The following is a 14,771-nucleotide window of genomic DNA, read 5'->3' as shown; positions in this document are numbered from 1 at the left end:
CACTTTCGATATCGCCAGCGACGCGCAGTTGACTGCTATCAAGCGTGTAAAAGAGCGGCCGCGCCCCGATGTGATCTCTTGCGCAGAAAATCTGATCGCGCTGGGGATCGACAATCAAAAATGCGAAGTCGCCGATCAGATGGTCGATGCATTTTTCGCCCCACCGGGCATAGGCTTCGAGAACGAGCTCGTGGTCTTCGACAGGCCGGGTAATGCCCAATTTTGAGAGAAGAGCTGCGCGGTCATCAATGCGTATATCGGCCAGGATCGTGGCTCCATCACGCGAACTTGGCGCCGATAGAGATTGCCTGTCAAATTCCGCGAACAGCATGCTTACCCGTCTTCACTTTGCTGTCGCAAAAGGCCACCAAAAACAGCAAAACGGGCGCGAACCTTGCGGCTGCGCCCGTTTTCATTTCTGCGTCGCCGACAGGCGAGCACAGATCGTTTTGACTACGACGTTGCGTAGAAAGCGTTTTCTACCGGACGAATGTTACCGGGCCCGCCGCGCGTCCGGCGAACAGGCGTAATCGCTGTAACCTGTGGCTTCTTCCACGCCGTACGGCTGTCTTTTGCGTTATTCATAATCGAACTCCCCGTAAAATTTGTACACATCACCCATCCACGAGCCTTAAAGATGAGAATCGGCACGCTGACAAGGATTTTATGGTTCTTGTCTATAGTTTACAGCGATATCGGAATTGTACGAACCCGACTATCCGCCGGTTTTGACAAGATCCATATTCGCAAGCTCCTGCAGGAATTCAAGCGTATCAGTGCGGCAGGTTTCGGTGTCGACCTCGAACTGTTTTTCTAGCTTCTCGCACAATTCGCTGACGGGCATCGCACCGTCCATCTGCTTCCAGATGCGTGCGCCGGTCTCGTCAAAATGGAAATACTTGCCGCTTTCGATATCCATGAGCGACATGCCGTCGGCTACTTCGCTAAAAAGCACATCCTCATTGTGCGCGACTACGCTGTCCATCGATAATGTTGCATTAGACTGAGTCATACATCTCTCAAAATAATTGGTTTTCTACAAAATGGATGAATTGGCCGGATATCCGACCATTTCCATTACCCGGCCATGATCGTTCAATATCATGCTGATCTGATCTTTCGAGAGGTTTTTGGCACCATCGCCAATTTTGCCGGAGCGGAAGAACGACCGCTGTGTCGATGGTCGCTCGTTAAACCCTTTCTTCGCCTCATCTATCCTTAACCGGTCGATGCTGCACCGGCTAACGGCTTTGGTTACCAAGCCCGGCTCGATTTCAATTGCACAAAAGCGCAGCGCCTTGGTCAAACTCGCTTCTGTATCACGATGCATATCTTCGTAACGCAGCAACAGAATCGGGACTTCGGACTGGCTCAGCCAGCTTTCGACATTGATCGACCAACTCGACATTGTTTGCGGTAACATTGTCGTACTCCGGTGCCGCCAACTGTCCGTCCCAGCGTGTTCGTTACCCAAATGCGCGATGACCCAGGCATTGTCCTTGCCTTCGTGATGCGCATAGGATGGTACGATGTCGAGCGGGTTGCGGACGATCACAATTACACCTGCACTGGCATCGGCCGGAAACAGCGGTTCGCGGTTATCTGCTTTGACGTAAGCACTATGGGTTTTGATCAGGCGCCAATTCTCGCTTTCCTGAGCCATGTCGCGATGCAACTGAGCCTGGTAAGGGATCAATTCATGCGGCAGAAAATCTGCCGAGCTGATGCCAGCGTGGTCATCCAGTTGCTGGCGGTCGAAGGGATCCTGCTCGCCCAGCATGGCATTTAAATCGAACTCATCGTGGGGGAGCAGATAAGCGGTCAATAAGCTGCGTAGCCAAGTATTGCCCGATTTCGGGTAAGACGCCAGCCAGATCAATTTCCGATCATTATCGAATTGCGCTGAGGTCATAGCACGCTAACCGCCTCGGCTGTCGCGATATGATCGAGCATTTGCTGCGCGAGCCGTTTGGGCTCGACTGCTACCGCTGGCCGTGTGACCCGCAAAAGCGGCACCTGATTGACGGTTTTTGCGACCTGTTCGAATGCAAAGCGGCGCATACCCATACCGTCGATGAATTTCTTACGGAAGATAAAGCGCGATAGGCATTCGACCCTCTCGGCGTCGCCCAACGGTTCGATCCGGACATTGGTCTCGTTACTGACCGTCAGATGGACGATCGCCCGGATTCGAGCCCGCGTTGTATGGAAGTTTTCGACCGGTACATAATATTTGCGAATGTCACTGCGAACCTGCGGAAGACCATCCGTGCTGTGTCCGAGTTTGGTCAGCGAGTCCTCCCACAGGCGCATTGCCGGGAAGCCGGGTATAGCAACTGGCTGCCCATTGTTGTCAAAGTCCAGGCCGGTCACATCATCTGCAAGCATCGGCAGATCAAGTGCCAGAAGCCCGCCCAGCATCGTCGACTTCCCAGCGCCAGAACGCCCCATCACCAGGACCGCTCCTTGGTCGGTCATCACGCTGCAGGAATGGATTGGCAAAATCCTGCGTTGCATCATCGCGGCAGCAAGCGCGGTCCCCAAGATAATCGAAATGATTTGCGTGTCGTCAGCACCTGCATCGCGGTCGTAATGAATGGTGTCGCCACCGGTTATCAGGAACCGTCCAATACCGAAGAAACTACTGAGAAATCGCTCGGGCTCGGCCTCCCAGTTGCGGAACTTGGTTTTGCCGCCGGCATCGGCCGGGATGGTGGCGGCAGCAATTGTTATATCAGGCTCAGTGGGTTCGATATGAGCGAGGGCGGGCAGCTCGATATCTGACTTTATGGCCAATCCATAAGCACTATACATCGGCGGTCGCGCTTTCCCGGATCGCGCTTTCGTAGTCGCTTTCGAACACCTCGAAAATAAAATGTATGCGGTCTTCTGATCCGCTATTTGCCGCTCCATGGGACACTATGTTGTTCACTTCATACGCATTGCCCGCTTCCAAGTGGAAGCTCTCACCATCGACCAGAAAGATCGCATCCGGATTTGTCACTAAGGGGACATGGATCTTATGGACCCGCTGGTTAGAACCTGCCCCGTCATAATGCGGGTCGATAGCGTGTCCAGCAGACAGTTTCGCCAGCATGGCTTTGGGGAATCTCGGCTTGCGAAACGCGTAGGGTAAAATCGCCGCCTGCATAACGGGCATCAAGACCGGCTCCCAGATATCCCACGCGGGATTGGCATAGCTGTCTTCCGGATCACGATTGCCCCGAATGAAACGAAAAACCACATGTTGGGTGTGGTCAAATACTTCAAAATCATTCTCTTTGCGCGCATCTTCCTCGCCCCATGTTGTCACTGAGACGCGCTGCGCAAGTGCCGTGAGTTGCTGGGCGTCAACTTGACCCAAAAGCCTGACATTGGACGGTTTTTGAACTTTAGGCGGCACTCTGGTTGTTCCTTATCGTTTCAGTCCGAAGTCCAAACATCGTCGCGCTATGCCTATGTTTCGATCAACGGATAGTCAAAATGCGACAGCAGGTCCGCATTGGGGCGAAAAACTTCGTTCGCCATTGCGATTTGCGCATCTGTGAGCCGCGCGATCTGATCGTCGTTCATATTGCGCAAGGGCTCATCATACGTGCCTTTCACTGCAAGTTTTTGCGATAAGTCAAGGTCATCCAATTCCGGAACAAGTGTGCTGATGCCAGTAGCGATTGCGGCAGGGTCCTCGCATAATTCTTCGTAGGAAAAGCTAAAGGATCGGTCGGCATAGCGTTCGATATTTTCACGCTGATATCTGAAACATGTCACCAGATGCTGCGCGGCGATTTTGGGCATTTCTAGCGCCCGCGCTTCGCCGTCAACCGGCTTTCGCCGTCGCAGTATTCCTTCCAGCACCGCATAAGGATTGCGGACCATAAACAAGAACGATGCATTCTCGAAATTGGTAGCCAACTGGTCGGCGATCAGCAGGAATGGCGGTGACTTGGTATGAAAAACCGGTGCGTTATTGTGCACTGCATCAGCATGAAAATACCAAGCTTTCTTCGTCCGTTCCCAATCATAATCTGGGGAATCGCGGAAATAAGCCAGTGTGCGTGTTTCTCCTCCCCAAATTAGCGGCCAAGGAGTTTCGATACTGGACGGTCCTGCAAATCCAAGTATGTGTTGGCCTTCGCGCTTGAGGCTCCAGACCGATTGCGATTTGGCCAACGCACGCGATAAATAGGTTGAACCGCTATTGTTGGGGCAAAGCAGAAACAAGTGCTTCTTGATGGCGGCGCGGCGTTGCTCGATCAGTTCGCGGCTCATGTGCTGGCGATCTTGCCGCCCGACAGCGTCACCAAGCGGTCTGCTAGTTGCTGCGTGTCGCGGCGGTGCGTGACCAAAATGATCGAGAACTGATCGCGCATGGCGATGAGCCTTTCCAATATATCTTTTTCCAGTTGCGCATCGAGAGCATTGGTTGCTTCGTCCAAAATCAGCAAGCGCGGTTTTCTCAGCAGCGCGCGGGCGATGCAGATCCGTTGACGCTGGCCGCCGGACATGTTTTGCCCGCGTTCTCCCGCGCGGCTATCCAGCCCGTCAGACATTTTCCGAACGAACCCGTCTGCTCCGGCGATTTCCAGAGCAGTCCATAGAGCTTCATCGGCAACTGCTTCTGCGGACCAAGTCAGGTTTTCACGCAAGCTGCTGTCGAACAAAAAAGGGTCTTGCGGGAGATAAGCCAGTTGGGACCGCCAATTGCGGAATGCCGAAGGAGTATCGAGGTGTTCGCCATCCACCGTGATTGCCCCGTCCACTGCGTGATGGAGCCCGGCAATAATGTCGAGCAAGGTAGTTTTCCCGTCTCCGGATACACCAGACAGGGCGACAATTTCACCGGCGGCGATAGTCAAATCGACGTCCGTCAATACTGGCGGACTGCTCTCGGAATATGCGAATGAGATATCTGACAACACCAGTGATGCCGGGCCCATTTTATGGTCAGTCCGATCGAGTTCGGTTAAAGGCTCTGCAGCGTCTTGGAGTTCGGCTAATGTGGCTTCGAGCGAGGTGTAGGCCGGCAGCGTATTGGCAATCGCTTGCCCTGTTTGCGCGACCATCTGGACCGGGCCGACCAGTCGCGCGAGAACCAAAAGCGTGACAGCCAGCACCGATAAAGGTGTCAGTAAGACGAAAAACCCGACTAGCAGAGCCGCTACGACCACGCAGCCCGCGGCAAACTGGAAACAAATGCGCGCTGCAGTCTGCGATTTGAAAAAGTCCAACTGATGAGAGCGAACATCGCGCACCGAGCTATCGAAACGGTCAAGAAATTGGTTTTGGGCATTGTTGAGCCGCGCCAGCTTTTGACTGATCAGAAAATCGCCCAGCACGCTGTGTATTTGGCGCCCCGAATTGGTTAGACGTTGGCCGAGCCGATTGGCCTTGCGCAGCAATGGGCCCGTCACCGCTGCGGCGACCAGGACCAGACTCAAAACCATCAGCAACAATGTCGGTGCGAGCAAGGCAATAATTGCCAACTGAACCAAGGCGAGCGCAATCGCAGCGCCACCTTTCAGCATCCGGTCCGTGCCGGAGGACAGCCGCATCACATCATTGGTAATCGAGTGTTCGATATCGGTGCGGCGTAGATTGCTCACGACGCTCCACTGCGCATCGGCAATGGCGCGGAACAGTTTGCTGCGCCAGCGGTCAACATACCCAAGGCCCATGTAGAACAGTTTTGTATCGCGCTTCCACACGACGAGACCGCGTAGCGCGAGCAGGAGCAGGAACCCGCATGACAGTACCAGCGCACGGCCGACTTCGGTAGAGATGCCAAGACTGCCCATAAATTCGAGGATGGAACGCGCTGTCTGCGTGTCTGCATTTCCGGTAATCAGCGCGGCAAACGGCAGAATGGCAACGATGCCGATGCCCTCCAGAAGCGCACCTGCGCCTACTAGCAGTGCAGCAAGCGGAAGATCACGGCCTGCATCGCGCCTGACATCGGCAAAATATGATCGGAAGGCCCCCATTGCGAAACGGGTCTTGCCAGATGGTGTCAAAGGCAACAAGCACACATGACACGAGGGGGGCAAAGTTGCACAAGCGGATGAATATCGAGCAGAAGCTGCTGGCGCTGCTGATTGCGGAATCGCCCGACGCTTCGCCGTTTCTGCCTGAAATAATGAGTTCGACGGAAGACTTCGACTGGGAACGGTTTGAAGCACTCGTCGATCGGCACCGTGTCGGCGCTTTGGTGCACGCCGGATTTCAACAGTTTCCCGCAATCACCCCGCCGGTTGCACTGCTGAAGAGCTTGACCCGGAAAACCAATGAGAACGCCGAATATTATATGCGAGCCGTGAGGCTAACGGGCGAATTGGCGGACGCGTTCGCCGCGCGAGGCATTGCCTGCGCGTGTTTAAAAGGCATCGGAGTAGCAAACCAATATTACTCGGCGCCTTCGCAGCGCGAAATGATCGATGTCGATTTGATTGTTACGCCCGAGCGGTATGCCGATGCCGAGGAAATCGTCAGTGCGCATGGTTTCGAGCTGTTCTACCCTGATTTCGATCTAAACGAGCGGAGCCGCGAGGCATTTATGGCGTTGCACAATGCCTTTACTTACATTCGCAAGAGCGATGGAATGCAGCTTGATCTTCACTGGCGGATGATACCGAACCCGGCGATGCAGCCAGCGATCGATCAGTCTTGGACCCAAGCAATCCCACGGACGAAAATCGGCGCAAAAAACATCCCGATGCTCAGTCCCAGTATGCATTTCGTCTATATCTGCACACATGGCGCAAAATCGGGCTGGGTGCGGTTGAAATGGCTAGCCGATGTTGATCGGGCAGTGCGGGGCCTGTCGCACGACGAGGCTGCTGCGGCAGCCAAGATATTTGTGGCCGACGATCTCCAGCGGATTGGAGCGGTTAGTCTGGCGTTATCGCAGCGTATCCTAGGTACAGCTATCCCGACTGCGTTTGCGGGCTTGTTGAAGCAGGATGTCAGACGCCTCATTGATCTCGAACTCGGAATGATGTTCGCAGATATGCCGTCGCGGCCGCATAGATTGCAAGATTGGGCACATTATCGCGACCGGTTCCATCATTCGGTTTTGCTCAAAAGTGGCGGTGGCTATCGCCGCCATGCTTTGCTGCGCGAACTCGCCCGCCCGCGCGATCTTGCGACAGTTCCGGTTAAATCCGGCGAACTGTGGTCGCTCGGGGCCTTGTCTCCCATGCTTGGTATCGGCCGTGCTCTGAAGCGCTTGCTTGGATCGAAGAGCTAGGCGCGCCGCTGGGATCCGAACACGGCATATGCCTCTTCGTCACAGTGACCGGTAATCATGATGTCGCCCGCTTTGAGCCAAGCGTGAAATTCGCGATCTTCTTCTGCAGCCAGTTGGGTGCCGAGAAATAGCTCTGTCGGAATTCCTCGCCGTGTTAGCATCCATCGGGCCGCGAAAGCTTGTGGGAGGCATACGAACTTCACCGGCAAATTACGCCCAGCGCGGTTGATGGTCCGCATGACCATCCGCGACTTTTGGCGCTGCTCTTTGGTGAGCAGGGCCATGTCGGCGGTGTCGTGCTTCGATACTTGGACCTGCTTTCTCCAATAGGACAGTGGCACCAGATTGACGATAATCCTTGCATAGGTCAGCAGCACGGTCGCTTCGAAAAACGCCCAGACCTCATCGCCGGGCAGGCCGCTAAAAGTGCGGATTTTTCGCAGGATCGGCATGGTCGTGTTATTGGGCCTTTGATGGGGCGCATTGCGGGAAGTGCAAAATCTCCCTAAATGTGCAGGTGGGGAGTACGCAAGGAGTTTGCCCGCAATGCCTGCCATCTGCCAATGGCCGCACCGGTTTGCGGTTTGCTGGGCATTGCTCGTCGCTTTTGCGATCAGCGGCCCCAGCTTTGCCCAGAATATTTCCGGTATTGAACCGAATATCAAAGCGACGTTAGTGGCGGATGGACCGGCCGTTCCCGGCGAAAACGTGACACTCGCTATCCATTTCGAACCGGTATCTGACGAATGGCACGGCTATTGGGCAAACCCCGGTGATGCTGGCTACGGCATGCAGCTCGAATGGGATTTACCCGCGGGTTGGACGGCGGGCGAGCCGCAATATCCTGTACCGCAGAAGCTACTCATCAGCAATCTGATGAACCATATCTACGAAGGTTCCTATGCGGTGCTGGTCTCCGTTTCGGTGCCATCAGAGGCGCAAGCGATGGGCGCAGCGCGAATTGGGCTTAAAGCGCAGTGGCTCGCTTGCACCGACAAAATTTGTGTACCGGAAGAAGGGGAGATGGAGCTCACCCTGCCGTTGGGCGATCGCGCATTCGGGGACGGTCGCTTTGCCGAGTGGCAGGCTGCGATCCCGCCCATGATCGATAGCGCAGCCACGTTCGAAATGAGCGGCAATACACTGCGCATTGCGATCCCATTGCCATCTGTCGTGAACCTTGCCGACCCACATATTTACATCGCGAACACCGACCTGGTCCAATATGCTGCGTTGCAAACCTATATGCGCAGCGATGATTTGCTGGTCGCCGAAATCGCTCTTTCCGATCCCGATACAAAACCTGAGCAGATCACTGGGATTCTGGCGTTTGACGGAAAAAATGGCGTGCGTTTCGCTGCGAAAGCAGGAGATATCGCGCCGATAGATGGTGCTTTCACCAGGCTGTCCTCTGACACTCCTGCTGTTGGTTTATTGCTGCTCGCGGCGCTGGCCGGTGGATTGATCCTCAACATCATGCCCTGCGTGTTTCCCATCCTCAGCCTGAAAGCTCTTAGCCTCGCCCGCGCAGGTGGCAGCGAGAGCAAAGCGCGCAAAGAGGGTATTGCCTATACTGTCGGCGTCATCCTCGCATGTGTGGCGCTGGGCGCGATCATGCTGGCCCTGCGTGCTGCGGGCGAGCAAATCGGCTGGGCGTTCCAACTTCAGGAACCGGGCGTGGTTGTGGCTCTGCTGGTGCTGGCGGTGGCGATTACAGCCAATCTGGCCGGTGTATTCGAACTACCTTCGGTGTCACTCACTCGCAGCGGCGAACCAGCCAGCGCCTTTGCAACAGGCCTACTGGCTGCTGTCGCTGCCACGCCGTGTACCGGGCCATTTATGGCAGCGGCGATGGGTGCAGCGCTATTGCTGCCTGCCTATCAGGCGCTGTTATTGTTCGCGGTTCTGGGCCTTGGTTTGGCGCTGCCGTTTCTGTTGATCGGCCTTGTTCCGGCTCTGCGCAATAGGCTGCCCAAACCCGGCACCTGGATGGAACGTTTTCGCAGGTTGATGGCGATTCCGATGGGTCTGACTGCGCTGGCGCTGGTGTGGCTGGTATCGCGTCTTGGTGGGCAGGGATTTGCGTTGATGGCGATGGTGCTCATTATCGGCCTGTTTATCGCGCTGGCGGTTGTCGGACGTCTGCAAAGCGCGGGCAAAATGGCATGGCCTGCCTTTGGTTTGATTATTGCGCCTTTCGCGATTTTCGCCGCCTTCGCGCTTCCGGCAAGTTACTCAGAGAGCGTGACGAACCGTTCGGATTCGTTGCTCAATCCGGTGGAGTACAGTGCAGTTGCGATGGTAGAAGCGCGTGCGTCCGGACGTCCCGTTTTCGCGTGGTTCACAGCCGATTGGTGCGTCACATGCAAAGTCAACGAAAGCGTCGCGATCGAGCGCGAGGCGACCCGGGCTGCGTTCGCGAAAGCGGGCGTAGTGGCCATTCGCGGCGATTGGACGCGGCGCGATGCGGCGATCACAGAATATCTGACCGAGCACGGCGCAGCGGGTGTTCCGCTCTATGTCTGGTATCCTGCGGGCGGCGAAGCGCAAATCCTGCCGCAAGTGCTAACGCCCGATAGTCTGGTCACGCTGGCGAAGGGGTCTCTGGAACCTGACGCCGACAGGCCTCTACCAACTGCGCAGGGCGCGGGCTCGGATTGAGAATAACGCTGCCCGCGCCGGGAACGGTCGCTTCGATCCGGCGCGGACCTGTGAATACATTCAGATCAAGGCTGCTGGCAGGATAGTTGCCTTCCCACAGCCACACCCGTCCATTCCATGCTGCATCTATTGGCAGGCGCGCCGTGTGACCATTGCCGATCAGTGCAATCAACGCCTGCGCGTCAGGATCGGCTTTGGCAAAGCGCGTGATGTGGACAAAGCGCTTTCCGGCTTCTTCTGTGCAAGCGAGAGCCATCAGCGGCGTCCCGCCCGGTTCTCCATACAATATTCGACCGGCACGATCGCTCTCGACCCAAACGGCGTCTTCGGTATCAGGCGAATCGATGGGCATGCTTGCCAGACCGTCCGCCTCGCTTAACGTTACCCGTTCGACATAGTCGTCGGTGGCCGGCGGCTTGCAGGCCGTTATCGCGAGGAGGAGCCCAGTTACGAAAACACATTTCACTGCGCGATCACCGAGCGCGAATGAAGGCGCGGACATCATCGGATAGCTTTCGGCGGTCTTCGTCGCGAATATACATCATGTGCCCGGCATCGTAATAAGCCAGCGTCACCCGGTCCTGCGGAATGCCCACGCGGTTCAGCGAGTATTCTGCACCGAAAAACGGCGTGGCGAAATCATACCAGCCTTGGGCATTGAAAAGCCGCAGCTGTGAGTTCTGGCGCATCGCTTGACCAATGAATGGTGCAACGTTGAGATAGGCATTGCGGTTCCATCCGCTGCCAAGCGACCAATTCCAATATTGTCCGACGCTGCCAATAGATTGATATTCGCGCTTCGTTTCAAAGCCGAGGCTCTCGCGTGACCATGCATTTATAGCCGCGGTGTAACCCGCATCGATCCCGTAAAAGCTAGGGTCTGCATCGGGTGTTTCGCCGGCATTGTCATAATCCTTTCCGGTATAGCGAGCGTCTAACCTGCCAATGGTCAGTCCGCGATCACGCAGCAGTTCCTTATAGAAACGCTGCGAAGTGACGCGCAGTTCTGCTTGGTCGAGATAGCGCTCAGACAGGCCAGTAAGCCGTGCCAATTCTCTGCGTACTGTGGCGCGTTCCTCGGCAGGCAGGTCCTGACCTTTCAGCAGGGCGCTGGCATAGGGTCCAATAGCAAACTGCCGCGCTTCTTCGGCTATTGCTTCGACCGAAGGCGCCTCAACCTTACCGTGATAATACGCCGCCGCCGCCATGTTCGGCAGCGTCATAATATAAGCCATCTCATTGCCTGGTGTAGGTTCGCGCGCGGCGAAGTCGAGAATTGTGGAGACCAGAATCAATCCATTGAGCGCAACGTCGTTGTAGGTCCCGCCTTCCAGCTCGCGCACGACCATAGCGGTTCGCGTTGTGCCGTAACTTTCCCCGCCGAGATATTTGGGGCTGTTCCAGCGGCCATTGTCATTGATCCAGCGCCGTATGACTTGCGCAACGGCGCGTGCATCTTCCTGTAGGCCGAAATATTTTTTCTTGTCGGTGCCTTCGGTCAGATAGCTGAAGCCGGTACCGGGCGGGTCAATGAAGATCAGATCAGCAACGTCTAGCAAACTCTCAGGATTGTCGAGGATCGGATAGGGCGGCGCACCATCGTCGCGCGCGTCAGAGGGGATCGCGACGCGTTTCGGACCCCATGCCCCCATCTGCAACCAGACCGAGCCTGACCCTGGTCCTCCATTATAAATAAAGAATACGGGCCGCGAGGTATCACGCGGGTTCTTCACATAGCTGGTGGTGACAATGACGGCTTCGGGCTTGCCATCGTCCGAAGTGAGCACAGTTTCGCCGATGGTGGCGGTGTAGGGCACGCGAACACCGCCGAATGTCCCCGTGAAGTCGCGGGTGCGAACCTGCGGCTCGACAGAGGGCATCTCTGCCTTCTTCTCGGCTTTGTCTTGAGCAAAGACGGGGGCGATAGCAGCTGGTGAAAGCAATGTGGCTGCGGCGATTGCTGCGAAAGCGTATTTTTTGATCATGTCCGAATATCTAGCTTGTGCTCAGCTATTCGCAAGTTTGCTCCGCCTTCAGTTACTTTCCAAACTTCCGCTGCGTTTTTCCATAGCGCATCTTCCGCGTGCCCGGTTTGCCTTCTTGCGCGCGGCCTACAATCGGCGCTTTCTTGTCTTTGTCGGGAATACCCAATTCGTCGGCTTCGAGTTTGCGGATTTCGTCGCGCAGTCTGCCGGCTTCTTCGAACTCCAGATCGGCGGCGGCGTCGCGCATGCGTTTCTCCAAGTCTTCAATATAGGCGCGGAGATTGTGGCCAACGAGGTTGTTGACCGCATCATCGCCTGTACCGACGACCACGCCGTCCTTGCTGGCGGTGTGCGCCACAATGTCGGCGATATCGCGTTTGATGGTGGTGGGGGTGATGCCGTGTTCATCATTATAGGCGCGCTGTTTCTCGCGGCGGCGGTCGGTTTCGGCCATCGCGCGTTCCATGCTACCTGTGATCCGGTCGGCATAGAGGATGACTTTGCCATCGACGTTGCGCGCCGCGCGGCCGATGGTTTGGACGAGTGAGGTTTCGCTACGCAAAAAACCTTCTTTGTCGGCGTCAAGAATACACACCAACCCGCATTCGGGGATGTCGAGCCCTTCTCGCAGCAGGTTGATGCCGACCAGCACGTCATACACGCCCAAACGCAAATCGCGGATGAGTTCGATCCGTTCGAGTGTCTCGACATCACTGTGCATATAGCGAACGCGCAAGCCCGCCTCGTGCATGAATTCGGTGAGGTCTTCCGCCATTCGCTTGGTTAGCGTGGTGACGAGCGTGCGATAGCCTTTCTCGGCAGTCTGGCGGCACTGGTCGATGCAGTCCTGAACCTGATCTTCGACCGGGCGGATTTCTACCGGTGGGTCGATCAGGCCAGTGGGGCGAATGACTTGCTCGGCAAAGACGCCGCCGGTTTGCTCCATTTCCCACGAACCGGGTGTGGCGGAGACGGCAACAGTCTGCGGGCGCATCGCGTCCCACTCGTTGAAACGCAGCGGGCGGTTGTCGATACAGCTCGGCAAGCGGAACCCATATTGCGCAAGTGTGAGTTTCCGGCGGTGGTCACCTTTCGACATTGCGCCGATTTGCGGCACCGTCTGGTGGCTCTCATCGACAAAGAGCAAAGCGTTTTCGGGTAGATATTCGAACAGGGTCGGCGGCGGCTCGCCGGGCAGGCGGCCGGTCAGAAAGCGGGAGTAGTTCTCGATCCCCGCGCATGATCCTGTGGCTGCAATCATCTCAAGGTCGAAATTGGTGCGCTGCTCCAGCCGCTGCGCCTCCAGCAGTAAGCCTTCCTCGTTCAGTTCTTTAAGGCGTTCCTGCAGTTCGAATTTGATCGCATCGGCGGCCTGTTTCATCGTTGGGCCAGGGGTCACGTAGTGAGAGTTTGCATAAACGCGCACAGTGTCCAGGCTCGCGCCTTTGGTGCCAGTCAGCGGATCGAATTCGTTGATCTCTTCAATATCGTCGCCAAAGAAACTGATCCGCCACGCCATGTCTTCATAGTGGCTTGGATACAGTTCCAGATTGTCGCCCCGCACACGGAAGGTGCCGCGGGTGAAGGCCGCATCATTTCGTTTGTATTGCAACGCGACGAGCTTTCGGATCAGCTCGCGCTGATCGACGCTTTCGCCTCTCTTGATGTCGAAAATCATCGCCGAGTAAGTCTCGACCGAACCGATACCGTAGAGGCAGGACACCGAGGCGACGATGATGACATCGTCCCGCTCAAGCAAAGACCGCGTGGCTGAGTGGCGCATCCGGTCGATAGCCTCGTTTACCGAGCTCTCTTTCTCGATATAGGTATCGCTCCGCGCAACGTAGGCTTCGGGCTGGTAATAGTCGTAATAGGATACGAAATACTCGACCGCATTGTTCGGGAAAAAGCTCTTGAACTCCCCGTAAAGCTGTGCGGCGAGGATCTTGTTGGGCGCCAGGATCAGGGCAGGGCGCTGCGTTTTCTCGATCACTTTGGCCATGGTGAAGGTCTTGCCCGAGCCGGTTACGCCGAGCAGTGTCTGCGTTGCTTCACCATCACCGATGCCGCCAACCAGCTCTTTGATCGCGGTAGGTTGGTCACCCGCAGGCGCATAATCCGAAACCAGCTCGAACTTTTTGCCCGGCATGGATTTTTCGGGCCGGTTGGGCTTATGCGGGATGAACTCTTCGGAGGTGTCGGGTTCTTCAAGACCGCGGCGGATAACGAGCTGGGACATGGCGGAACATATGGGGGGTAAACCCGCTTCGGGCAAGGTATCAATGCGGCGCTTGGCAGGTGGCTGTACGACTGATAGCGTACTGCTTCAGTCTTAGGAGGATTTATCGATGCCTATCCGTTTTTGTTTGCCGCTTCTCGCGCTTGGCCTCACCGCTTGTGGAACCGAGGCGGAAGAACCCAAATCGGCAGAACAAGTCGCAGCGGCAATCGGCGAACTGCAAAAGCCTGAGCCCGGCTTATACCGCACTGTGACCGAGGTGGTCGATGTGAGTATCTCCGGCATACCGGAAGCGCAGCAGGCGTTGGCCGAACAGCAAGCCAAGCGGACCGACACGTCGGAGCGCTGTCTGACGCAGGAAGAGGCGGATAGCGGTTTTCAGGACATGGTGCGTGGCTTGGGGCAAGCGGATGAATCGTCGCAATGCGAGTTTAGCAAGTTCGACGTGTCTGGTTCTGATCTCGACGCCAATATGAAATGCAGCGGGCCACTTGGCTCGGGTGCGGAAGTGGCGATGAACGGAACCGTGCAATCGGACAAGACCGATATCGCAATGGATATGAAGATCAGCGGCGGACCGATGGGGGAGATGAGCATGAAAATGAACATCAAGTCCGAGCGGGTCGGTGATTGCCCGTAAAGA

At 56.2% G+C, this 14,771-nt stretch carries 14 protein-coding genes and 1 pseudogene; 3 read left to right on the top strand and 12 right to left on the bottom strand.

Translation table 11 applies throughout. From position 1 onward, the window contains the following. Positions 1-64: 64 nt before the first annotated feature. From GRI35_RS14025 to GRI35_RS12365, 8 genes and pseudogenes are all read right to left on the bottom strand, one after another. A pseudogene (locus GRI35_RS14025) lies at positions 65-331 on the bottom strand (hypothetical protein); the annotation flags it as partial. 122 nt (positions 332-453) lie between these two features. Further along, positions 454-585 carry a hypothetical protein gene (locus tag GRI35_RS13955; protein WP_268894027.1) on the bottom strand — a complete coding sequence of 44 codons (132 nt, stop codon included), beginning with the start codon at positions 583-585 and terminating at the stop codon, positions 454-456. 130 nt (positions 586-715) lie between these two features. Continuing rightward, positions 716-1,012 (bottom strand): PqqD family protein, encoded by a 297-nt coding sequence (locus GRI35_RS12390; RefSeq protein WP_160614442.1) that lies wholly within the window; start codon positions 1,010-1,012, stop codon positions 716-718. A gap of 24 nt (positions 1,013-1,036) precedes the next feature. After that, positions 1,037-1,912, bottom strand: a complete 876-nt coding sequence (locus GRI35_RS12385; protein ID WP_160614441.1) for a sulfotransferase domain-containing protein — start codon at positions 1,910-1,912, stop codon at positions 1,037-1,039. Next, on the bottom strand, positions 1,909-2,814 hold the full coding sequence (locus tag GRI35_RS12380) for a phosphoenolpyruvate carboxykinase (ATP) (RefSeq protein ID WP_160614440.1): 906 nt from the start codon (positions 2,812-2,814) through the stop codon (positions 1,909-1,911). Before GRI35_RS12380 ends, GRI35_RS12385 begins: the two co-directional genes overlap by 4 nt. Further along, on the bottom strand, positions 2,807-3,313 hold the full coding sequence (locus GRI35_RS13860; protein WP_160614439.1) for an aspartyl/asparaginyl beta-hydroxylase domain-containing protein: 507 nt from the start codon (positions 3,311-3,313) through the stop codon (positions 2,807-2,809). The genes GRI35_RS12380 and GRI35_RS13860 overlap by 8 nt, the downstream gene beginning before the upstream one ends. Before the next feature lie 143 nt (positions 3,314-3,456). Next, on the bottom strand, positions 3,457-4,269 hold the full coding sequence (locus tag GRI35_RS12370; RefSeq protein WP_160614438.1) for a sulfotransferase: 813 nt from the start codon (positions 4,267-4,269) through the stop codon (positions 3,457-3,459). Continuing rightward, complete coding sequence (locus tag GRI35_RS12365; protein ID WP_160614437.1) at positions 4,266-6,017, bottom strand: ABC transporter ATP-binding protein; 1,752 nt, start codon at positions 6,015-6,017, stop codon at positions 4,266-4,268. The genes GRI35_RS12370 and GRI35_RS12365 overlap by 4 nt, the downstream gene beginning before the upstream one ends. Positions 6,018-6,058: 41 nt before the next feature. On the opposite strand from GRI35_RS12365, the gene GRI35_RS12360 reads away from it, so the two are divergent. Continuing rightward, positions 6,059-7,243, top strand: coding sequence for a nucleotidyltransferase domain-containing protein (locus GRI35_RS12360; RefSeq protein WP_160614436.1), 1,185 nt, complete (start codon positions 6,059-6,061; stop codon positions 7,241-7,243). Here GRI35_RS12360 and GRI35_RS12355 read toward each other — a convergent pair. Beyond that, complete coding sequence (locus GRI35_RS12355; protein WP_160614435.1) at positions 7,240-7,695, bottom strand: lasso peptide biosynthesis B2 protein; 456 nt, start codon at positions 7,693-7,695, stop codon at positions 7,240-7,242. The two genes, GRI35_RS12360 and GRI35_RS12355, sit on opposite strands and share 4 nt — an antisense overlap. Positions 7,696-7,789: 94 nt before the next feature. Between GRI35_RS12355 and GRI35_RS12350 the strand changes: the two genes are divergently transcribed. Then, the gene (locus tag GRI35_RS12350; protein WP_160614434.1) at positions 7,790-9,904 is read left to right on the top strand and encodes a protein-disulfide reductase DsbD family protein; all 2,115 of its coding nucleotides are present in this window, start codon (positions 7,790-7,792) and stop codon (positions 9,902-9,904) included. Here the strand turns inward: GRI35_RS12350 and GRI35_RS12345 are convergent. Genes GRI35_RS12345 through uvrB form a run of 3 tightly spaced genes read right to left on the bottom strand, consistent with a single transcriptional unit; the run spans position 9,828 to position 14,128 of the window. After that, positions 9,828-10,409 (bottom strand): hypothetical protein, encoded by a 582-nt coding sequence (locus GRI35_RS12345; protein ID WP_160614433.1) that lies wholly within the window; start codon positions 10,407-10,409, stop codon positions 9,828-9,830. The two genes, GRI35_RS12350 and GRI35_RS12345, sit on opposite strands and share 77 nt — an antisense overlap. Next, positions 10,378-11,889, bottom strand: coding sequence for a S10 family peptidase (locus GRI35_RS12340; protein WP_160614432.1), 1,512 nt, complete (start codon positions 11,887-11,889; stop codon positions 10,378-10,380). The genes GRI35_RS12345 and GRI35_RS12340 overlap by 32 nt, the downstream gene beginning before the upstream one ends. A 52-nt stretch (positions 11,890-11,941) precedes the next feature. Next, positions 11,942-14,128 (bottom strand): excinuclease ABC subunit UvrB, encoded by a 2,187-nt coding sequence (uvrB, locus tag GRI35_RS12335; protein WP_160614431.1) that lies wholly within the window; start codon positions 14,126-14,128, stop codon positions 11,942-11,944. 109 nt (positions 14,129-14,237) lie between these two features. Between uvrB and GRI35_RS12330 the strand changes: the two genes are divergently transcribed. Further along, entirely contained in the window at positions 14,238-14,768 is a 531-nt protein-coding gene (locus GRI35_RS12330) for a DUF3617 domain-containing protein (RefSeq protein WP_160614430.1), read from the top strand. Positions 14,769-14,771 lie beyond the last annotated feature (3 nt).

The sequence above is a fragment of the Pontixanthobacter aestiaquae genome, from assembly GCF_009827455.1.
In the GTDB taxonomy this organism is placed as follows: Bacteria; Pseudomonadota; Alphaproteobacteria; order Sphingomonadales; family Sphingomonadaceae; genus Pontixanthobacter; species Pontixanthobacter aestiaquae.
The sequence above is the reverse complement of the archived record's forward strand: the minus strand, read 5'-3'. Positions and strand labels throughout refer to the sequence as shown.